This window comes from Aeromicrobium sp. Sec7.5 (assembly GCF_036867135.1).
Lineage (GTDB): Bacteria > Actinomycetota > Actinomycetes > Propionibacteriales > Nocardioidaceae > Aeromicrobium.
This window is the reverse complement of sequence record NZ_JBAJIJ010000001.1, coordinates 463,526-484,289: the sequence shown is the minus strand read 5'-3', so window position 1 is coordinate 484,289 and position 20,764 is coordinate 463,526. Positions and strand designations below refer to the sequence as shown.

The window sequence follows — 20,764 nt, the reverse complement described above, 5'->3', positions numbered from 1 at the left end:
GGGCGCTCGTCGGGGGTTAGGGCCAGGGGTTGGGAGTGCAGCCGTCGAGGCCGATGGTCTGCTGGAGCATGACCGGTGCGACCTGCCCGTTACCGGGGCACGGTTCGTGCGGATTGCCGAGCGCGTGTCCGAGCTCGTGGTTGATCACGTAGATGCGGTACTGGTCCAGCGGCTGAAAGTGGGGCACGCCGACCGTCCACCGGTCGGCGTTGATGACGACGTCGTTGCCGTTGCGGCAGGAGTACTTGCCCGCGGTGTTCAACGGCGCGCACAGCTGGTCGGCGGTCGACGGGCTGGCGAGCACGATCCGCAGTGGCGCCGTGTCCGTGCGCTGCAGTCGACGGGCACCAGCCTGGGTCCAACCTCGCGGGTCCGCTGTGACGGCGTCGACGGCTGCGGCGAACTCGACGGGCGAGGTCCCGACCACGTCCTCGACCTCGACGCGGTACTGCACGAGCTCACCGCCCGTTCCCGCCGGGGCACTGGTACCGGGCGCGACGGTGTACGTGCCGGGAACCGGCGCTGACGTGACAGGCGGGACCGTCGCCGGCGTGGGCGACGGCTCAGCGACGAAGTTCTGGGCGATCGCCGTGGACTCGGCGTTGTTGTCGGCCGGCGCCAGCGCTGGCGACTGGCTCGTGGCACCGGCCCAGGCCGTCACACCCAGCGTGATGGTGATCGTGGCGGCGGACAGGATCGTCGGGGTGCGCAGGCGCCGCCGCTTGTGCCGGTGCCGCGGCGGCCTCACCGGACGGGAGACCATGACTTGCCTTCGTCATCACTCACGAACACGCCCTCGGACGTCGCGGCCCACCACCGCTCGGCTTCTGCGGTAAAGGCTGCCGGGACCCCCGGCAGGCGCCCGACTCGGGTCCACGTGCCGCCCTCGTAGATCCTGATGTGGGAGTGATCGTCCAAGCCGGCCCACCCGGCGCTGGTTGCGTCGACGTATGTCATGAACGGGTTCTCGGGTCCGAGCAGATCGGTGCCCGCAGGGTCCCGCAAGCGCACCACGCCATCGGGGGTGGTGGTGAGGATGTTTCCGGCGTCGTCGACGCTGAAGTCGATCAGCGTCGAGTCGTCGAACGTGGAGAAGCTTCGTCCGCCGTCAGTGGAGACCTCGAGCCGCGCGGAGGTGGAGTCGTAGGCGTATGCGGTGGTGCCGAGGGTCTTGATGGCGTGGAAGTCCGAGACGCCTTCTCGGCTGATCGTCTGCCACGTTCGTCCCGCGTCGCGAGACTCGAGGAGCCCCATGGGGTTGGGGGCGTCGAGATCTCCAGGGTGGCCGCTGGCCAGGAAGTGATCGTCACCGACGACGGCGAAACCCATCAGGTCGTGCGAGGCTTCGCCGACCTTGTCGAACTGGCCATCAACCAGGGTGAAGAGCCCGTTGTGGGTGGCTACGTAGAGCTGACCGTCTGCCGGGTTGGTGCCGAGCCCGTGGACATGGCTCGGCGGGGTCGGTGGTGCCGCCTCGTCTTCGGGCGCCGAACAGGCGCCCACGACGATCAGGACGCTCGCAACCAGCATCACAAGAACTCGGGGCCTGACGGGCATGCGTCGCCGGGCACGTCCGGCCGGCGCAAGGCCGGCCGGACGCACGAGGGTGCTCACGGCGCGAGGAGCGCTTCCATCTCGGCGATCTCGGCGGTCTGAGCCGCTTCGATCTGCTCGGCCAGAGCGATCGCGTCGGGGTTGGTGCCGCTGTCGATCTCGGTCTTGGCCATGACGATGGCGCCTTCGTGGTGCTCGATCATCATGGTCAGGAACATCTGGTCGAACTCGACGCCGGTGGCGTCCTCGAGCGCGGTCATGTCGTCCTCGGACATCATGCCGGGCATGGAGGACTCCGAGCCCTGTCCGTGGTTCATCTCGGAGTGCTCGTTGGTGCTGTCCTCGGGAACGCCCCACTCCTGCAGCCAGGTGGTCATGGTCTCGATCTCGGGATCCTGTGCTGCTTCGATGCGGCTGGCGATGTCGAGGATCTCCGGGTTGGTGGTGCGGTCTTGCGCCAGGGCAGCCATCTCGGTGGCCTGCTCATGGTGAGGGATCATCTCTTGAGCGAACGTGACGTCGAACTCGGTCACGTTGTCCGGCAGCGAGGCAGAGCTGTCGTCGTCGGAGCAGGCCGTCAGGGCCAGGGCAGCGGTGGCAGCAATGGCGGCCGCGATGAGTCGTTTACGCATGGTTGTTCTCCTTGAGTGCTGATGCTTTTGGGTTCGTCGAAGACCGGCGTCGAAGCGCCGGTGTCACGACCGATCAGCAGCGGAGAACGGTGGTGCGTTGTAGCGGTGTCAAACTTTGCCAAGCGGGGCGTTCCCATCCCAGCGTGAACATCGTTGGCGCGGGGATCTGCCCGATGATGCGCCGCAACCCGCGGGCACCGATCAAGAAAACGGCGATCGCGACCGCAACCAGCATCGCGATGCACATCGCCATCAGGGGACCGCATCCCAGGTCATGTGCGGGTGCTCCATGATCGCCCCCCGCATCAGCGGCCATGGCGTGGATGGCGCTCCCATGGCCGGCCCCCGCACCTTCGTGATCATCGCCCGTCGCCGGTGCTGCGGCCTGGGCGACCGAGGTGGTGTGGGAGGCGGCGTGGCCTTCGTCCAGGGTCATCAGCGAGTGCATCGCGATCAGACCCAGCACGACCAAGGGCGCGCCGACGACGAGCACGGCCTGAAGAAGTCGTGCTCGCAGTCGGCGGGAAACCTTGCTGGACATCATCACGAGTGTACGGAATCTGACGCAGCGACACTGGTCAAGGTGATCACCACGCCCAACCCGAAGTCATCGCCTGATCGCGGCCACTGAGGCTGACGGGGCCAAGTCGAGGCGGCGCAGCAGCTGGGCGTTAAGTGCCACCACGATCGTCGACAGCGACATTAGAACCGCACCGACCGACATCGGCAGCACAAACCCGACCGGAGCGAGGATCCCCGCCGCCAGCGGAACCGAGATCAGGTTGTAGCCGGCCGCCCACCACAGGTTCTGCTTCATCTTCGCGTACGTGCGACGCGAGAGCTCGATGATCGACAGCACCGACCTCGGGTCGTCGCTGGCCAGGATCACCCCGGCCGAGGCGATCGCGACGTCAGTGCCAGCGCCGATGGCGATACCGACGTCAGCTTGCGCGAGCGCTGGTGCGTCGTTGACACCGTCACCGACCATGGCGACCTTGCGCCGACCGGCCTGGATCTGCTGGACCTTGCTCGCCTTGTCCTCGGGGCGCACTCCCGCGAAGTACCGATCGATCCCCAGTTCCCCGGCGACCGAAGCCGCCACAGCCTCAGCATCACCGGTGATCATGACGACCTCGACACCGATCCGGTGCAGCGCTTCGACAGCTTCGCGCGACTCCGGGCGGATCTCGTCGGACAGCTCGAGCCCACCGACCACGGTTCCGTCGACCAGGACGTGCAGGATGATCGACCCGTTGGTCCGCCAACGGTCGGCAACCTCGAGCTCAGACTGCTCGGCGAGCGTGAGCAGGTGGGGACCTCCGACCTGCACCTGCGTGCCGCCGACCCGAGCCTGGACACCGGTCGCGGGCGACGACGAGAAGTCCGTCGCTGTGGCCAGTGTGAGGTTCCGCTCCTCCGCGGCGCGGACGATGGCCTTGGCCAAGGGGTGCTCACTGTCGAGCTCGGCCGCGGCAGCCAGCGCCAGGACCTCGTCGGGTTCGAAGCCGGCGATGGTCTCGATCGATGCCACGACCGGTTGGCCACGCGTCAGGGTGCCGGTCTTGTCGAACAGCACCGCATCGACGGTGCGCATGCTTTCGAGCGCCAACCGGTCCTTGATCAGCAGTCCGCCACGGGCTGCGCGCTCGGTCGCGATCGAGACGACCAGCGGGATCGCCAGGCCCAGGGCGTGAGGGCAGGCGATGACCAGCACCGTGATGGTGCGCACGACTGCGTCGTCAGGCAGACCGACAAGCGACCACACGACGGCAGTGATGACCGCGGAGATCAGCGCGAACCAGAACAGGTACCCGGCCGCCTGGTCGGCGATGCGCTGAGCCCGAGACGTGGACGCCTGGGCCTGCGCGACGAGCCGTTGAATTCCCGCAAGAGCGGTCTCGTCGCCGGTGGCGGTGACCTCGATCCGGAAGCCGGAGTCGGTCGCCACGGTGCCGGCGGTCACCGCATCGCCCTCGCCGCGGGAGACCGGACGCGTCTCGCCGGTGACCATGGACTCATCAACCTCGGCCCGACCGTCAGTGATGGTGCCATCGGCGGGAATGCTCCCTCCGGGTCGGACCACGACGATGTCTCCGACGCGCAGCTCGCTCGGAGCGACGACCTCGATCCGATCACCGGCCACCCGTTCGGCCTGGTCGGGCAGGAGCGCCGCGAGCGAGTCCAGAGCGGACATCGTCTGGGCCAGTGATCGCATCTCGATCCAGTGCCCCAGCAGCATGATCACGATCAGCAGTGCCAGCTCCCACCAGAAGTCCAGCTCGTGGTGCAGGACGCCAGTGGACGCGCCCCAGGAAGACACGAACGCCACGCTGATCGCCAGCGCGATCAGCAACATCATCCCGGGCGCCCGGCCTCGGACCTCCGCCACACCACCGGCCAGGAACGGCCGGCCACCGATCACGAACATGATCGTGCCGAGGACGGGGGAGACCCAGGTGATCCACTCTCCTCGCGGCAGGTCGTAGCCCACCAGCATCGCGAACATCTCCGAGAGTCCGACGACCGGAACGGCCAACAGGAGCATCCACCAGAACAGTCGACGGAACTGTCCGACGTGGTCACCATGGCCGGCGTGACCATGGCCCCCGTGGGCACCGTGGCCCTCGTGGTCACCGTGCTCCTGTTGGTCGGGGTCGGTGTGATCGTGGTTGGTGTGATCGTGCGGGTGCTCGTGGTGAGCGGGGTGCGTTTCCGTCGCGGAGTGGTGATCACTCATGACGGCCTCCTTTGTGCTGGTAGGCGATCGGCATGAACTGCTCAGGCCGATCGCGGGCGGTCCTCAGACCGCAGTGGCTTGATATCCGGCCTTCTCGAGGGCGGCCAGGACAACGGCGTCGGCGAGCTCGGACGCTGACGTGACGGTCAGGCGTCCGCCCTGGTGGTCGACGTTGGCTTCGGTGACCTCGTCGAGCGAGGTGAGTTCCTTCTTGACTGACGCCGCGCAGCCGCCGCACGTCATGCCGGCCACGTCGTAGGACTTGGTGATCATCGGTACTCCTCTACGCATACCCCGGGTGGGTATCTCAGCACCACCATATACCCCCCTGGGGTATATGTAAACGCCGGGTGCAACCGCCTCGTAACGCCGTAGCGACGGGCATCTCTGACTCGTGCCACCTTGGCTCGACTGCGGTGGGCGAGGCGCGCCCCGGGGTCACGAGATCGCCAGACAAACGCGAGCAGAGCGCAGCCCTCGCTATCGGAGAACTCACGATGCGAGGTCGCGTATGCCGGCTCCCGCGCCCCTCAGGGTGGAGCGGTGAACCTGAGCCGGAAGAGCGTCCTCGTACCGGAAAGGTTTCCGGACGCTTCGGAGAGTGTCTAGACGGTGACGTTGTGCTCGCGGAAGTACGGCTCGACGTCGACGGACTTGCCGCCGCCCGGCTTGGCTTCCACGTGCAGATGGGGACCGGTCGATCGACCGGTCGAGCCCGTGTACCCGACGGTCTCACCGGCCTGGACGTGCTGGCCGACCTCGACGGTGATGCGGCTCTGGTGGCAGTACATGATCACGAGATCTTGAGCGTCGAGCTTGATCTGCGTCATGTTCCCGCAGTTCCCGGAGTACTTGGCGGCGATGACCGTGCCCGCCGCAACCGACACGACCGTCGATCCGGACGGGCCAGCGAGATCCAGACCGCTGTGCCCCTTGCCGTACAAGGAGTTGACGTCGCCGAATCGACCCGAGATGCGGTAGCCGGTGACCGGAAGAACCCACTGGTTCGCCCTGAGTGCGTCCGCCTCAGTCTGCAGCTCGTCCGCTTTCGCCTGCGAATCCGAACGGACTTCGGCCTGAGCTTGAATGAGCTGCTCGGCCTGCGCCTGGGTCTGCTGTTCGAGCAGAACACGGTCGAAGTCCCGGCTGACGTCCGGACCAGTCTCGTAGGAATCAGACAGCGCTCGTTGATCGCTGGCCGGGACGCCTGAATCCGTAGGACCAGCAAGGGCGACCGAGCCCCAGCCTGCGACGATCATGGCGAACGCACCGACCGCCGCGATCGGCGGGCGCATCGTGACAGACCGGCGTCGCTCGGCTACGAGACGGCGCTTCGGCGCTGCAGATCCCACGCTCATCCTTTGGTCCGTGAACAATCAACCTCGGCGAGGGTACCGGAGAAACGATGAGCGCCGCTGGCGGTCTGACTGGTCCCGCTCCCGCAGCCGTAACAGATCGCCGCGTAGCGCGTGCCGCGGATGCCACCCACGAGCGTTACAACCTGCCGCGATTCATCACGACCCAGCGCCGAAAATCTCGGCGGCGAAACCCGAACCGATTCCAGCTCTAGGTTCTGGCGTCTGCGGCGAACGAGCACCGAGAAGGACCGAATTCGGCACACCGCAGCACCTTTCACTTCGGTCAGTCTCCAATGTATAGTCATCGCATGCTGACCATTCCGAGTCGTCTTGACGTGATGAACCGTCTCGGCCGCGCGATGGCGGACCCGACCAGGTCCCGCATCCTCCTCGCCCTCCTCGACGGACCGAACTACCCCGCGGTGCTGTCGCGCAAGCTCGAGCTGAGCCGCTCGAACGTCTCCAACCATTTGGCCTGCCTTCGTGACTGCGGCATTGTCGTCGCAGAGCCCGAGGGCCGGCAGACGCGGTACGAGATCGCTGACCTTCGCCTCGGTCGAGCGTTGGTCGCACTCCTCGACGTGACGCTCGCAGTTGATGAGGGCGCAGAGTGCGTCGACGAGACGTGTTCGATCCCGGCGCCGGAGGTGTCGCGATGAGCAACACTGTCACCGCCGAACGTCGTTCGGTGCTGCACCGTCGGGTGCGCCTCATCGTGGGCTTCACGATCACCTACAACGTCATCGAGGCCGTCGTCGCCATCTGGGCCGGCACCCTGGCTTCATCAACCGCTCTGATCGGGTTCGGCTTGGACTCGATCGTGGAAGTTCTTTCCGCGCTGGCCGTGGCCTGGCAGTTCACCCGATCCGATCCGGAGCGGTGGGAGAAGGCGACCGTCCGGGCGATCGGTATCGCGTTCTTCGCGCTGGCCGCCTACGTCATCATCGACTCTGCGCTCTCGCTGACCGGCGCGCAGGAAGTTGACCACAGCCCGCTGGGTATCGGGATCGCCACTGTCAGCCTGCTCGTCATGCCGCTGCTGGCCTGGGTCGAAATCCGCACCGGTCGCGAGCTCGGCTCCAAGAGCGTCATCGCCGACGCCAAGCAGCTGCTCCTGTGCATCTACCTCTCCGGCACCGTCCTCATCGGCCTGTTGCTCAACAGCCTCTTCGGCTGGGCCTGGGCCGACTCGGTCGCCGCCCTGGTCGTCGCCGGCCTGGCCATCCGAGAAGGCATCGAAGCCTGGAGCGGGGACGTCGAGTCGCCGTTCGAGGTGCTCCAGGAGATGGTCGAAGACGCCGAGCAGGACGGCTGATCCAAACCGAGCGTGCGATCCTGGAGCTCGCAAGGTTGGACGATCGCCTCACTGGGGTGGCCGGGCGCGACTGTCGCCCGGGCGACGTCGGCGCCCAGGGACGGCTGGCTCCGCCCAAGTCACTGTCACCGTCGCGACAATCACCTAGAATTTGTCCATGGCCACGCCGCTCCGGGAGTCCTACAGAGCTCACCTGCGGAGGCGTGTGTTGGAGGCGGCTTACGCCGAGACGGTCGAGAAGGGCTGGGACAAGGTCCGGGTGGGTCACATCGCGATCCTGATCGGCGCCCCGCGCGCCATGCTCTACAAGGAGTTCGGTGACAAGCAGGCCCTTGGCGAAGCCCTGGTCCTCCACGAGGCCGACCGCTTCTTAGCCGGCATCAAGGACGTACTGGCCCATTACTCAACCGACGCCGCGGGCGGGATTCAGGCGGCGGTGCATTACACCTTGGCCGAGGCGGAGAGAAGTCCCTTGTTGCGTGCAGTCCTCGTCTCGCACCGCGATCCGGCGCTGAAGACCGACGTCCTCGACGCCCGCAAGGGCATGCTTCCTCTCATCACGACCTCCGGACGTCTGCTCGACGTCGCGAGCGAGGCCCTGGCGGCGTGGATGCACCAGCAGTTCCCCCAACTGGACGTCACCGACGTCCAGAACGCGACGGACGCCCTTGTCCGACTCGCCGTCAGCCACCTGGCCCTTCCGGGGGCAGATGCCGAGGCCACCGGCCAGCAGATCTCCGAGGTGGCACTTCGGTACCTCGGACTGCGTCGATCCGAGACCGCCGACGGGGCCCGGGGAGTCGACCCCGCCGTCACCGTCCGCTGATTCGGCGCACCTGGGAGAGCGCTCGCGTCACCGCACTCCCCGCTCGCGTTGGAACTGGCTCGGAGACTGTCCGGTCCATCGCTTGAACGCGTGCGAGAAGTTCGTGAGATCGCCGTATCCAAGGTCGCTGGCAATCTCGCTCACCGTCGCCGTTCGTTCGAGCAGACGCAGCACCGCGCGCTCTCGCAACGAAGTCTCGCGCAGCTCACGGAATGTGGTGCCCTCATCAGCGAGTCGTCGCTTGAGGGTGCTGGCCGACATCGACAGCTCATCGGCGACCGATTGGCTGCTTCTCAGGACGTCACCTTCATCCACCAGAAGCCTCACGGTTCGCGAGAACGACAGCGGCCCATTGCGGCGCTCGAGAGCCTTCTCCAGCTCGGCGATCGCGTGCCGATAGGCGATCGGATCCGAGAACCGACACACCTCGCTGAGGGTCTCAGCAGGTACCCGGAGGAATGAGATCGGGGCATCGAAGGCCAGCTGACCGCTCACCACATCCGAATCATCGGCCAGGCCGGGGGGCGCCGACCATGCCAGATGCAGGGTGACGGTCGACATGTCACCTACGAGCAGCTTCAGCAGACGCACGAGTGCCGATCCGCAGTAGGTGATCACCAACCGATCCAGGTCCGGATCACCCGTGTGGCCGGTGAAACCGACCGTCAGACCCTGATCGGAGTGATGCAGCTGAGGACTGAGCGCGGTCGAGATCAACGGCAAGTAAGTCAGCAGCTCCACGATCTCCGCGACCGAGCCGGCACTGACCAGCGGCAGGCTCAGTGGCCCGAAGGTGGTCAGCTGCGCCTGCGCTGCGCACGCCCGCCCGAGATGAGTCGCCTGAGCGGAGTCCAACGCCGGATACACCTCCCTGAACCAGCGCAGAGGTGCCTGGACGTCACGCTCGACCATGGTCGACTCGCTGACTCCCTCGCGAATCATGACACGACGGAACCGCGCGACGGCGTCCGGCTCGAGCGCCTGGCTCGCGAGCAGCTGCACAAAGGCGAGCGGCGGAACGCAAGGCTCGACCATGATCACCAAACCGCCTCTCCGTGAGCCGAAATCACAAGTAATTGACTCCGGCGACCATAGCCACCGCTACCCAACCCGGCAACACTCGTATGAAGTTCATCACGCGCGGGACAGTTCTTCAGGAGACCCACATGGCAGTTGTCACCTTCGTGTCGCACGACGGCGAGAAGTACGAAGCCCCCCTTGAGGAGGGACGGTCGTTGATGCAGGTCGCGGTCAACGAGGCGATCCCCGGTATCGACGGAGACTGCGGTGGCGAGGCTGCCTGCGGGACTTGCCACGTGGTCGTCGACCCGCAGTGGTCCGAGCAGGTCGGCCTGTCCGGAGCGGAAGAGGAAGAGATGCTCGCGATGAACCCCGAGCGGCAGCCGACCTCGCGGCTCGCGTGCCAGATGGCGGTCTGCGCCTCGTGGGACGGCTTGACCGTCGAACTTCCCGAATTCCAGCTGTGACGACGAGAGAGACGGAAGCCACGCCATGAAGATCTCAGAAGCCATCACCACCAAGGTCCAGTCGACCATCCCGGTCGACCGGCAGATCCAGGGTGCGCACCTCTACGACAAGACCCGCCGCTGGGTAACGGGAACCAACGGTCAGAAGATGTTCGTCGAGGAGCCGATCCCCCCCGTAGAGGACGTGGAGCTGACCGACATCGACGTCAGCAACCCGTTCATGTACCGCCAGGGTCGCTGGCTCTCCTACTTCGAGCGTCTGCGGAGGGAAGCCCCGGTCCACTACCAGGCGAACAGCCCATTCGGACCGTTCTGGTCCGTCACGCGCCACGCCGACATCGTGGCCGTCGACAAGAACCACGAGGCCTTCTCCGCCGAGCCGTTCATCATCATCGGCACTCCGCCGCGATTCCTCGACGTCGAGATGTTCATCGCGATGGACCCGCCGCGACACGACCTCCAGCGAGCCGCTGTCCAAGGCGTCGTCGCTCCCAAGAATCTGCGTGAGATGGAAGGACTCATCCGTTCACGCGTCCAAGAGGTCCTCGACGACCTACCCGTGGACAAGCCGTTCGACTGGGTCAGCAACGTCTCGGTGGAGCTCACCGCGCGGATGCTCGCCACGCTGCTGGACTTTCCGTACGAGCAACGCCACAAGCTGGTCGAGTGGTCGGACCTGGCGTCCTCGATGGAGCAGGCCAACGGTGGCCCCTCCGACAATGACAAGGTGTTCCGCGGCATGCGCGATGCGGCGCTCGGTCTGAGCGCCCTCTGGCGCGACAAAGCCGCAAGGACTGCCGCCGGCGAGGCGCCCGGCTTCGACCTGATCACCATGCTGCAGAGCAACGAGGACACCAAGGACCTGATCGATCGGCCCATGGAGTTCATCGGCAATTTGACGCTGCTGATCGTCGGCGGAAACGACACGACCCGGAATTCGATGAGCGGCGGCGTGCTGGCCCTGAACCGCTTCCCCGACCAGTTCGAGAAGCTGAAGGCCAATCCCGACCTGATTCCCAACATGGTCTCGGAGATCATTCGCTGGCAGACCCCGCTCGCCTACATGCGCCGTGTCGCCAAGAAGGATGTCGTGCTCAACGGCCAGTTCATCCGCAAGGGCGACAAGGTCGTCATGTGGTACGCCTCCGGCAACCGCGACGAGGCGCTGTTCGACCGCGCCGATGACCTGATCATCGACCGGGCAAATGCGCGCAACCACATCTCGTTCGGTTTCGGCGTCCACCGGTGCATGGGTAACCGGCTGGCCGAGCTGCAGCTGAAGATCCTCTGGGAGGAGCTGCTGCCGCGATTCGAGAACATCGAGGTCGTCGGCGAACCGGAGTACGTCCAGTCGAACTTCGTGCGGGGCATCAGCAAGCTGATGGTGCAGCTCACGCCGAAGACCAACGCATGACCAAGTCGCGAGCTGTGATCGTCGGAGCGAGCCACGCTGGAGCACAGCTCGCGGCCAGCCTGCGTCAGGAGAAGTGGGACGGGGAGATCATCCTCATCGGCAACGAGTCAGCGCTGCCCTACCAGCGGCCTCCTCTTTCGAAGGCCTACCTCGCGGGCAAGAACACACTCGAGGACTTGGCAATCCGCAGCGCCGAGTTCTACGCCAAGCAGGACATCCAGCTCCAGGACGCCACGGTCGACGCGATCGACCGCCCGGCGGGGCAGCTCGCGTTGAGCAACGGAGAGTGCCTGCGCTACGACAAGCTCGCGCTGTGCCTGGGCGCTCGCGCCCGTCGACTTCCGGCACCAGGAGCCGACCTGGCCGGAGTGTTCTACCTGCGCACGGCGGCCGACGTCGAACTCATCCGCGAAGCCGCCGCCACCGCGCGTCGCGCCGTGATCGTCGGTGGCGGCTACATCGGACTCGAGACGGCCGCCTCGCTTCGGGCGCTAGGCCTGGACGTGACCGTCCTGGAGGCGACCGAACGGGTCCTTGAACGCGTCACTGCACCTGAGGTCTCGGCGTTCTTCGATCGGATCCACCGGGAGGAGGGGGTCGTCGTCCGGACCGGTGCCCTCGTCCAAGCGCTCACCGGCGACGCCCAGGTTCGCGAGGTGGTCCTCGCATCCGGGGAGAACATCTCCGCCGACATCGTGATCGTCGGCATCGGCGTCGAACCGAACGTCGAGCTGGCTGCAGCAGCGGGCCTCGTCGTGGACAACGGCATCCTGATCGACTCGCACGCACGCACCAGCGACCCCAATATCGTGGCTGCCGGCGACTGCGCCAGCCACGACATCGCCCGCTACGGCCGACGAATTCGGCTCGAGTCGGTGTCGAGCGCCGGCGAGCAGGCCAAGGTCGCCGCAGCAGCGATGTGCGACAAACCCAAGGAGATCGCCGCACTGCCATGGTTCTGGTCGGACCAGTACGACCTCAAGCTCCAGATCGCCGGCCTCAACACCGGGTACGACGAGGTCATCCTGAGCGGCGACCCAGCTCGCGACCGAGATTTCACCTGCTTCTATCTGCGCGACGGCGAACTCATTGCTGCCGACTGCGTCAACCGGCCGCGCGACTTCATGTTCAGCAAGCGAGTCATCACCCAGCGGACACCCGTACTGCGGGAGGAACTCGTCGGCCAGTCCGTCGGCTGAAGTGGTGGGCGGACGACTCGGCGTCCTGACGTCAGTCGAACGGCCTCACACGAGGCTCCGGTCTCCTGCCAGATCCTCGATCATGGTGGCCAGGATGTCTGCCAAGCGACGCGTCCCGACTTGGACGGCATCCGGATCCGCTCCGCGCCCGCGGAGGTCGTCCAGCCCTAGAGGTCGACCGACGTCGATCGTGACCACGGGACGCTTGAGAAGCCGCGGACGACGGCTGTACGCCGGGAGGATTTCCTGGGCTCCGATCTGCGCCACCGGGATGAGTGGAAAACCTGACTCCAGCGCAAGTCGCACGGCTCCCGACTTCAGCTCCATCAGACGGCCGTCACTGTTCTTGGTGATGGATCCTTCCGGGTACACGACGACAAGAGCTCCGCTGCGGAGTGCTTGCAGGGCCGCATCGAATCCCCCACGACCACGGTCGCGGTCCACCTCGACGTGGCCGGCAGCCCGGAACCACCAGCCCACAATTCCGCTGCCGAACAAGCTGCTCTTGGCCAGGAAGGCCGGCGTCCGACCCGTGGCAAGCACGGCTTCGGCGACGAGCAGCGGATCAACTTCCGAGACGTGATTGACGGCGAGCAGCGCGCCTCCACGCCGCGGGATGCCGTCGAGACCTCGCCAGTCGCGGCGACGCACGGCGATCAGAGCCGGCTTGCACACCACGAACGCCAGCCACCATGCGACGCCCCACCGCGAGCGCCCGTCTGGAGCAGCTTCATCGTCACGCGACCCCTGCAACGTTTTCATTGCCGCTTCTCCATGTCTACCCAGCTCACGGGTCGCTACCGGGACGCGGGTACATGCTCAAGGCGGAAGTGCCGCGGATCGACCACGACGAACGTCGCATCGGCTGAGCCCGCACGCCGACCATAGGCATCCCACGCCTCAGCACGAAGCAGCAGGCGCCGGCCCTCACGCTGAGCGACCTGCGCACGAAAGGTATAAGGCTGGTTCAGCCGGAACGGCGCCTCGTACTCGACCGTGATGCTTCGCGTCACGGCAAGCGATCCGACCGCATAGAGGGTGAAGCCGAACAGGTCGTCGAACGCCAACGCAACGGCGCCGCCGTGGACGATGCCCGGAGCACCTTCCTGCGCATGGGAGAACTGATGGACCGACTCGACCCCAGTGGCCGTGCGCGTCACGCGAAGGCCCAAGCCAGCTGGGTTCTCCGGGCCGCAACCTGCGCAGTTTGAAGAGTGAGGCGGCAACAGGTCGCCGATACTCACCTCATCCTGGCCAGCGAGGTGCGCCGACCATCGAGATATCACTCCGCCATCGCCGCTCGCCTCGTCCGTGCCGACGTGAGCTTTGCCGTCATCGTCGTCACAGGCTCCCGACATCCTCGTCATTCCCATTTCCTTCCTGCCTGAAGTTGGCAGACCTGACGATCAGCTCAGATTTCAACGACCGTCAGCTCGCCGTCCGAATGCGAGGATCGCAAACGCTTCTTGTCAAACTTACCGACTGATGTCTTCGGCACCTCGGAGACGAACGACCAGCGCTCGGGCAGCCACCACTTGGCGACCTTGCCGTCGAGGAAGTCACGCAGGTCAGCAGGCGACGGGTCGCGTCCCTCTCGGACCACGACCACTGCGAGAGGGCGTTCCTGCCACTTCTCGTCTGGCACCCCGATCACCGTCACCTCGAGCACGTCCGGGTGGCCCGCGAGCAACAGCTCGAGCTCGACAGATGAGATCCACTCGCCACCGGACTTGATGACATCCTTTGTGCGGTCCGTCAGGGTTACGAAGCTCCGTTCGTCCACCCTGCCCACGTCGCCGGTGCGCAGCCACCCGTCCTCGAACTTGTCCGTGTCCTCATCCTCACCGAAGTAGGATCCGGTGATCCATGGGCCTCGCACCTGCAGCTCGCCGACGCTTGCCCCGTCGTGCGGCAGCACATTGCCACCATCGTCGACGATCCTGAGTTCCACCCCGGCGACCGGTCGACCTTGCGTGGCTCGAAGGCGCCATTGCTCGTCAACGTCGAGCGATGCCGAAGGGCGAGCGATGGAGGCCAGCGGCGAGGTCTCGGTCATACCCCACGCCTGGACGACGTGGATGCCGTACTTCTCTTGGAAAGCCTTCATCAGATGGAGCGGAACCGCGGACCCGCCGCAGGCAACCAGGTTCAGTGAGGTGACGTCGTAGCTCGCGTGTGTTTCCAAGAAGTGGAGGACGTCGTTCCAGATGGTCGGGACTGCCCCGGCGATGGTGGGCTTCTCGCCGTCGATAAGCCGGACCAACGGTTCGGCTTGGAGGAATCGCTCAGGCATCAGCAGGTCTGCGCCCGCCAGGAAGGCGGCATAGACCAGACCCCAGGCATTGGCGTGGAACATCGGAACGATCGCCAGGACCCGATCGTCGCTGCTGACCCGAAGCCCGTCGGCTGCGCAGGCGGCCATGGAGTGCAAGTAGGTCGAACGGTGACTGTAGGCGACACCCTTGGGGTTACCCGTTGTCCCAGACGTGTAGCACATTGCGGCCGCAGACTGCTCATCGAGGTCCGGCCAGTCGAATGTCTCCGGTTGATCTGCGATGAATTCCTCGTAGCCGACGACAGCGAGACCGTCGCGACGTAGCGGCGCAAGATCGACATCGCCGGTCACAATCACGGTGTGAACGCTGCTCAACTGCGGCAGCACCGGTGCCAGCAACGGGACGACACTCCCGTCAACGATCACGACCCGGTCCTCCGCGTGGTTGCCGATGTAGACGATCTGCTCCGGCGTGAGCCGGAGATTCAAGGTGTGCAGGACTGCACCCATGGAGGGCACCGCGCAGTAGGCCTCCACATGCTCCTGGTTATTCCACATGAAAGTCGCGACACGCTCGTCACCCGTGACGCCCGAACCCCTCAGGGCGTTGGCCAACTGCGCTGCCCGGCGTCCGATCTCTGCGAAGGTGCCGGTCTTCACGCTTCCATCGGGCTGCAAGGTCCGCACAGTCGCCGAGCCGTGCACCGTCGAGCCGTGTCTCATGATCGCCGCGGTGGTCAACGGGACATTCATCATCGTGCTTTTCATCAGATCTCCTCGGTGTACTTCAAGGTCAGTGGACGGCAATGCTGGGATTAACATGCCCCGCGCTACGTGGGGAGGTCAGCGACCCTCGACCGTCAGGGAGGTCGCGGCGGACTCAAGGGCGTCGACCACGTCCGACTCCAGCTGAGGCAGGACGCTGGCCGCCAGGGCGACCGCCTCCGCCCGCGCCTGTACGTCGACATCGCGCTGGACACCGGCGCGAGCGGTCTGCGTCCACGCCTGCGCGCACCGGAGGGCGACCTCGGCCAGATCGGCGGTTGCCGCGTCTCCGGTCAAGCGAGCGACGTCCTCGCAACCGTCGGCGAGTAGCCGACGGAACAACCCACCGCCGGTGCCCGCCTTTTCGATGAAGGCGCTCAGGCTGAAGAGGAGAACCTCAGACTCGTGCGCAGCAAGGTCGGACCACGTCTCAGTGTCCGAGGCAAGCAGCCTCACGCCCTCCAGACCTTCAGCCCCGCTGGTCGCCGACGTGAGATCGACGATCCCCGGTCCTGTTGGATTGCGCATCCTGGTCGCGGACTGTTTGAAGGCTTCTGCCGCGACGCCCGAGATGTTCGGCAACGATTCGGGCCAGGAGATCCGATAGGTGCAATGGCGTGTCGGCTCCGGGAAAGATGTCGACGACCGGGCTCGCGCCAGGGCGTCGAGCGGGACCTCTTGGACATCGGCTCGATCGTTGTCCACGACGTAGGCCACACCCTCGCTCTCGTCGTATCCGACCACCACAATGTCGTGGCGGCTCATCTGCAACTTGACCCGCAGGTACGGCAGTTCGGCGATGTCCCCCCACACCAAACTGGGACGTCCCGCGTCCACCTCGTCTCGGACCCATGACCACCCTTCGGCAGGATCGTCAGTGGTGAGTACCTGCACATCTCCCCCCAAACGCACCGGGAGATCGACTTCGAAGTCCGAGCCTCGACCGACGAGGTAGATCGGGGGCGCCAAGCCATCCGATTGGACGTACGAGAGGCCTAGTGCACCACCGAGGGCGAAGACAAGGCCCTCACGAGGCGGGCCATCCCATCCAAGACCACTCCAGTGCAGCAGGTCGCGCAAGGCGCCGGAGCCGCAATGCCCGCCCATCTGATGGGGATACTCCCGGATGAGGCTCGCGTTCGGCATGTGAAGTCCTTTACAGGTAGCTGGGTCGGAATACTTAGGAGTAGCTGGTCAGTTGTCGCGGATGCGATTCAGATAGGCCTGCCGAGCTGCCGTGTCGACATCTTCGAGGAACACCGAGTCCGCGCCTAGAGCGGAGCCAAGACCGGTAGAGAGCCGCGTCGGAACGAACTTCATAGCCGCGATGACGCCGCCGGCCAAACGGGTGACCCTCACAAAGGGACGGGGATTCTCGATCAAGTCGGCTGTGGCCCGAGCGATCTCTTCCGGCTCGGCGTTTCGCAGCCCTTTTGCCCCAGTAGTTCCGGCGACGAGCTCCGTGTTGGTGAACGTCGGCCGGACGGTGGACAGCTGGATGCCGGACTTGCGGTACTCCTGTCGGGCTGCCTCGGTGAAACCGATGACCGCGAACTTTGTGGCGCAGTACGTCGCCAGACCGGGAACGGCAAGCTCGCCAGCCAGCGATGCCGTGTTGATGATGTGCCCGGCACGCCTCGGCAGCATCCGTTGAAGGGCAAGCTTGCTCCCGAAGATGACCCCGAGGATGTTGATCTCCACCTGGCGTCGGGTCACCGCGTCCTCTTCCTGGTGCGCGGCGCCGGTGGGCATAATTCCGGCATTGTTGATCAACACGTCGAGGGGACCGAGCTCGGCTTCAACCAGATCGAGGAACGCAAGGAACGACTCGGGGTCCGTCACATCGAGCCGCGTCACGACGTCCACACCGAGCTCAGCGGCGGTGTCCTTGGCGCGGACTTCATCGATGTCGCCGATGGCGACCCGGTGGCCCCGCCGGATCAGTTCCTTGGCGGTTTCATAACCGATGCCCCGGGCACCGCCGGTGATAGCCACGGTCTTCGCCGAGGCACCTGCACTCTTCGTCGTCACTTGCACTTCTCCTTGCTGAGGCCGAGACGTTGCCGCAGTCCGCGACCGGCGACCGCGCGCAACACTGTTCCGGCGATGGCCGTACGTCGGGAGGTGTACGGGTACCACGTGAGCTCTCGTGCCAGAACCGGGATCCTTGGCTGGGTCAGCGCTTGGACCCGGCAGTACTTTCGCATCCCGTAGGCACCGCCGAGACGCGCTCCTATGCCTGAGACCTTCCAGCCACTATGCGGCAGCGCGCTGGCGAACAGGTTGCTGAAGACATCGTTGATGTTGACGGCACCCGCCTCAAGCCGGCGCGCGATGCGCTGCGCACGAGCATGGTCACGGGTCCAGACGGTTGCGGACAGACCGTAGACCGAGTCATTGGCCAAGCGCACGGCCTCGTCCTCGTCGGCCACACGCATGACAGGGATGGTTGGGCCGAACGTCTCTTCGGTCATGCAGGCCATCTCATGGGTGACATCGACCAGCACGGTCGGCGCGTAGTAGTTCCCTGAGGCACCCCGAGTACCTCCGGCGGCAACCCGAGCGCCAGCGGCCACGGCCTCCGTCACGTGGCGATCAGCGATGTCAACCTGCCTCGTCGTGACCATCGCCCCGACATCGTCACCGGCTGCAGCGCCCTGAGTCAGAGACTGCACTCGCTTGATCAGCCGTTCGACGAACTCGTCGTAGATGTCCGCGACTACGTAGACGCGCTCGACAGAGATGCAGACCTGGCCAGCATTGAACAGTCCTCCCCAAGCGATGCCTTCCACGGCGCGCGCAAGATCAGCGTCCTCCAGCACGATCGCCGGGTCCTTGCCGCCCAGCTCGAGGCTCACCGGCTTCAGGAGCTCAGCACAGCGGACGGCGACCGCCCGACCTGTGGCTGTCGAACCGGTAAACTGCACGTAATCAACGGCGTCCACCACCGCAGCTCCGGTGGCGCCACTCCCAACTACGTGAGCCAGGACCGGAGGAGCGCCGATTTCGGTCCACCCCTCGACGACACGCGCACACGTCAACGGGGTTTCCTCCGAGGACTTCGCGAGGACGGCACACCCGGCAGCCAGAGCTGGTGCTGCATCCATGAGGAAAAGAGTGATCGGAAAGTTCCACGGCGTGATGAGTCCGACAACGGGGTAGGGGTGATAGGACGTGGACAAGCGCTTCGGCAGGCTCAGCAGCCCTGCCGACTTGATCTTCTCGTCTGCGAGAAACTCTTCCGCGTGGTCGGCGTAGTAGGTGATGAACTCGCAAGACACCGTGGTTTCGACAAGTGCATCGGGGCGCACCTTGCCCGTCTCCGCCTGTAGCAGGTCCGTGAGCTCTTCGGTGTGCGCCAGAATCCAGTCCCGCCAAAGGCGCATCCACCTCGCCCGGTCTCGCGGGTCGGTGTCGCACCAAGCAACCTGAGCATCGCGAAGACCCGCCGCAACCTTGTCCACGGACTCGCGATCATCCCCGGGGAGCGATGCAATCAACTGACCGTCGATGGGGTTGAGAACCTGCAGTGCGTGGGCGGTGGTCGTGCTCATGGGGCCTCCAAGGCCTTGTCGGACCAGCGGGAACCTGTAAGGGCTGGGGGCAGGTTCGGGGTGCGGTCGTGGTCATCGGCGATCCGCCGGCGAGTCGAGCGGACGAGAGCTGCCACCGGAGGATGCGTTGGTGGCAGGAGCTTCAGTGAACTCATCCGCGACTGGCGCCGCGGAGGTGACCAATAGCGACCCATAGGAACGCCGAAGCTCCGTCAGGATCTCGGTCAGCGGCAAGTCGTCGAAGACACCACGGTCCCGGACGTACTCCATATGCTGAGTTCCGTCGGCGGTGAAGGCATGCATCAGCGCGTCGCGCTCGCCATCGAACTCGACCGGGGGAACGCCGAATCGAGCGCACAGCTCGGAGTTGAACGCGGGCGTCGCCTTCACCCATTTACCGTCGATGAAGAGCGAGCTGTAGCCGTGGTAAACGAACAAGTCCGACCCGCTCATGAGGCTGCGCAGTGACTCAGTCTGCAGATGATTACGGACGTCGGCGAAGCCGAGCCGAGCCGGGATCCCGGCGGCCCGGCACACCGCAGTCAGCAGCACCGCCTTGGGAACGCAGTAGGCACGCCCCGCTTCTAGGACGAAGCTCGCTCGGTAGTGAGCAGGGTCTTCCGACGCCGAGTAGGGGTCGTACCAAATCTGATCGCGGACCGCCGTGAACAAACGAGCCGACCTCTCTCGATCGGTGCTCGCACTACCAACTGCCACTGCCGTGAACTCGCGGACAGCCTCGTGCTCGATGTCGAGAAACTCCGTGGCTCCAAGGAAAGCTTCCGGCGACTGAATCATCCGAGTTCCACTTTGCTCTGCGACACGGCAGCACGGACCATCGAGCGCCCAACCCGATCCAGGTCGTCGCCACCTACGTCGTGTCGACGAACAGGCACGACGCCGACCTTCAACTCCGACGAGAGGCTCGTCACCGGATGTCCTTTCGCCGCAATCCCAATCGACGTCGTTTGCTCCCCGAAGGTCGTACCTTCGAGAGGACGAGCAGCGCCGACATGACTTGAGTTCTGACGGTGACGACACCCAACCGACCGGGCAGCACCACGCCCTCGCCATGCTGTGACATTTCTTCATTTTTGTCAACGCAGCAACAGAGCCTCGCTTCTGTCCCCTGTGGCGTTCGCCCGCGCCAGCAGTTCCCACCTCGACCGCGAATTAGACACCGACGGCTCACGCCCCCTCGCCGCACCCCGTCAGCACGTTAGAGCCACACCACTCTCCCGAGTCCAGCCCGGCCATCCCTAAACCTCCATAGGGACTGCTGCACCACAGGTGACATCTTGGCCTGCCCTACGGTCTACCGAAGCACCGAAGCACCGAAGCACCGAAGCACCGAAACGCGACGCCGCTCCACAGCTCCGGAACTTTGGCGTGCTGGAGCAGCTTGAGATTCCGCAGGGCGCCCCCTCTCAGCGTTCGATGAGCGGCAGGAGAACGTCGCAGGACCTCGTTGCCCTGCTCGCGCGGCATGCAGGGGACGCCGGGACCCCGGCGCCACTCGGCGGCGGACACCTATTTTGAGAGTCCTGCACAAATCGAGGGCGAAGTTCTGTTCAGACTTCCCGGGAGAATCAGCCGCCGATTCCCGTTCACTGACTTAAGACGTGTGGCGCACCACACAGTGCGTCCC

The 20,764-nt window shown here is 65.4% G+C and carries 20 protein-coding genes and 1 pseudogene; 6 read left to right on the top strand and 15 right to left on the bottom strand.

The annotated features are described in order from the left end of the window. Window positions 1-16: 16 nt before the first annotated feature. The 7 genes from V6S66_RS02400 to V6S66_RS02370 form a co-directional block, all read right to left on the bottom strand. Window positions 17-763 carry a DUF3152 domain-containing protein gene (locus tag V6S66_RS02400; protein WP_334205165.1) on the bottom strand — a complete coding sequence of 249 codons (747 nt, stop codon included), beginning with the start codon at window positions 761-763 and terminating at the stop codon, window positions 17-19. Next, complete coding sequence (locus tag V6S66_RS02395) at window positions 745-1,614, bottom strand: F510_1955 family glycosylhydrolase (RefSeq protein WP_334205164.1); 870 nt, start codon at window positions 1,612-1,614, stop codon at window positions 745-747. The genes V6S66_RS02400 and V6S66_RS02395 overlap by 19 nt, the downstream gene beginning before the upstream one ends. Further along, entirely contained in the window at window positions 1,611-2,186 is a 576-nt protein-coding gene (locus V6S66_RS02390; protein WP_334205163.1) for a DUF305 domain-containing protein, read from the bottom strand. Before V6S66_RS02390 ends, V6S66_RS02395 begins: the two co-directional genes overlap by 4 nt. A gap of 73 nt (window positions 2,187-2,259) precedes the next feature. Further along, window positions 2,260-2,727, bottom strand: a complete 468-nt coding sequence (locus V6S66_RS02385) for a hypothetical protein (protein ID WP_334205162.1) — start codon at window positions 2,725-2,727, stop codon at window positions 2,260-2,262. 66 nt (window positions 2,728-2,793) lie between these two features. Beyond that, complete coding sequence (locus V6S66_RS02380; protein ID WP_334205161.1) at window positions 2,794-4,923, bottom strand: heavy metal translocating P-type ATPase; 2,130 nt, start codon at window positions 4,921-4,923, stop codon at window positions 2,794-2,796. A 63-nt stretch (window positions 4,924-4,986) separates the two neighbouring features. Next, the gene (locus V6S66_RS02375) at window positions 4,987-5,196 is read right to left on the bottom strand and encodes a heavy-metal-associated domain-containing protein (protein WP_334205160.1); all 210 of its coding nucleotides are present in this window, start codon (window positions 5,194-5,196) and stop codon (window positions 4,987-4,989) included. 332 nt (window positions 5,197-5,528) lie between these two features. After that, window positions 5,529-6,218: a M23 family metallopeptidase gene (locus V6S66_RS02370; RefSeq protein WP_334205159.1), complete on the bottom strand. Its 690-nt coding sequence runs from the start codon at window positions 6,216-6,218 to the stop codon at window positions 5,529-5,531. A gap of 371 nt (window positions 6,219-6,589) precedes the next feature. On the opposite strand from V6S66_RS02370, the gene cmtR reads away from it, so the two are divergent. The 3 genes from cmtR (at window position 6,590) to V6S66_RS02355 (ending at window position 8,422) form a co-directional block, all read left to right on the top strand. Continuing rightward, window positions 6,590-6,940, top strand: a complete 351-nt coding sequence (gene cmtR / locus V6S66_RS02365) for a Cd(II)/Pb(II)-sensing metalloregulatory transcriptional regulator CmtR (protein ID WP_334205158.1) — start codon at window positions 6,590-6,592, stop codon at window positions 6,938-6,940. Continuing rightward, window positions 6,937-7,596 (top strand): cation diffusion facilitator family transporter, encoded by a 660-nt coding sequence (locus V6S66_RS02360; RefSeq protein WP_334205157.1) that lies wholly within the window; start codon window positions 6,937-6,939, stop codon window positions 7,594-7,596. The genes cmtR and V6S66_RS02360 overlap by 4 nt, the downstream gene beginning before the upstream one ends. 157 nt (window positions 7,597-7,753) lie before the next feature. Next, on the top strand, window positions 7,754-8,422 hold the full coding sequence (locus tag V6S66_RS02355) for a TetR/AcrR family transcriptional regulator (RefSeq protein ID WP_229054645.1): 669 nt from the start codon (window positions 7,754-7,756) through the stop codon (window positions 8,420-8,422). A gap of 27 nt (window positions 8,423-8,449) precedes the next feature. On the opposite strand, the gene V6S66_RS02350 is transcribed toward V6S66_RS02355, so the two are convergent. Next, window positions 8,450-9,457, bottom strand: coding sequence for an AraC family transcriptional regulator (locus tag V6S66_RS02350; RefSeq protein WP_334207210.1), 1,008 nt, complete (start codon window positions 9,455-9,457; stop codon window positions 8,450-8,452). Between the two features lie 89 nt (window positions 9,458-9,546). Between V6S66_RS02350 and V6S66_RS02345 the strand changes: the two genes are divergently transcribed. From V6S66_RS02345 to V6S66_RS02335, 3 genes and pseudogenes are all read left to right on the top strand, one after another. Further along, complete coding sequence (locus tag V6S66_RS02345) at window positions 9,547-9,909, top strand: 2Fe-2S iron-sulfur cluster-binding protein (RefSeq protein WP_334205156.1); 363 nt, start codon at window positions 9,547-9,549, stop codon at window positions 9,907-9,909. Window positions 9,910-9,934: 25 nt separating this feature from the next. Continuing rightward, a pseudogene (locus tag V6S66_RS02340) lies at window positions 9,935-11,308 on the top strand (cytochrome P450); the annotation flags it as partial. Window positions 11,309-11,319: 11 nt separating this feature from the next. Then, window positions 11,320-12,522, top strand: a complete 1,203-nt coding sequence (locus V6S66_RS02335; RefSeq protein ID WP_334205155.1) for an NAD(P)/FAD-dependent oxidoreductase — start codon at window positions 11,320-11,322, stop codon at window positions 12,520-12,522. 45 nt (window positions 12,523-12,567) lie between these two features. On the opposite strand, the gene V6S66_RS02330 is transcribed toward V6S66_RS02335, so the two are convergent. The 7 genes from V6S66_RS02330 to V6S66_RS02300 all read right to left on the bottom strand — a co-directional run bounded on the left by V6S66_RS02330 (window position 12,568) and on the right by V6S66_RS02300 (window position 19,914). Further along, entirely contained in the window at window positions 12,568-13,284 is a 717-nt protein-coding gene (locus V6S66_RS02330; protein ID WP_334205154.1) for a lysophospholipid acyltransferase family protein, read from the bottom strand. A 35-nt stretch (window positions 13,285-13,319) separates the two neighbouring features. Next, window positions 13,320-13,682, bottom strand: a complete 363-nt coding sequence (locus V6S66_RS02325) for a PaaI family thioesterase (protein WP_334205153.1) — start codon at window positions 13,680-13,682, stop codon at window positions 13,320-13,322. 251 nt (window positions 13,683-13,933) lie between these two features. Further along, window positions 13,934-15,565 carry a fatty acid--CoA ligase gene (locus tag V6S66_RS02320; protein ID WP_290582439.1) on the bottom strand — a complete coding sequence of 544 codons (1,632 nt, stop codon included), beginning with the start codon at window positions 15,563-15,565 and terminating at the stop codon, window positions 13,934-13,936. 75 nt (window positions 15,566-15,640) lie between these two features. Continuing rightward, a complete protein-coding gene (locus tag V6S66_RS02315) occupies window positions 15,641-16,708 on the bottom strand; it encodes a BtrH N-terminal domain-containing protein (protein WP_334205152.1) in 1,068 nt (355 codons plus the stop codon). 48 nt (window positions 16,709-16,756) lie between these two features. Further along, window positions 16,757-17,593, bottom strand: a complete 837-nt coding sequence (locus tag V6S66_RS02310) for an SDR family oxidoreductase (RefSeq protein ID WP_334205151.1) — start codon at window positions 17,591-17,593, stop codon at window positions 16,757-16,759. Further along, on the bottom strand, window positions 17,590-19,116 hold the full coding sequence (locus V6S66_RS02305; protein WP_290582444.1) for an aldehyde dehydrogenase family protein: 1,527 nt from the start codon (window positions 19,114-19,116) through the stop codon (window positions 17,590-17,592). Before V6S66_RS02305 ends, V6S66_RS02310 begins: the two co-directional genes overlap by 4 nt. Before the next feature lie 72 nt (window positions 19,117-19,188). Next, window positions 19,189-19,914 carry a transglutaminase-like domain-containing protein gene (locus V6S66_RS02300; RefSeq protein ID WP_334205150.1) on the bottom strand — a complete coding sequence of 242 codons (726 nt, stop codon included), beginning with the start codon at window positions 19,912-19,914 and terminating at the stop codon, window positions 19,189-19,191. Window positions 19,915-20,764: the final 850 nt, after the last annotated feature.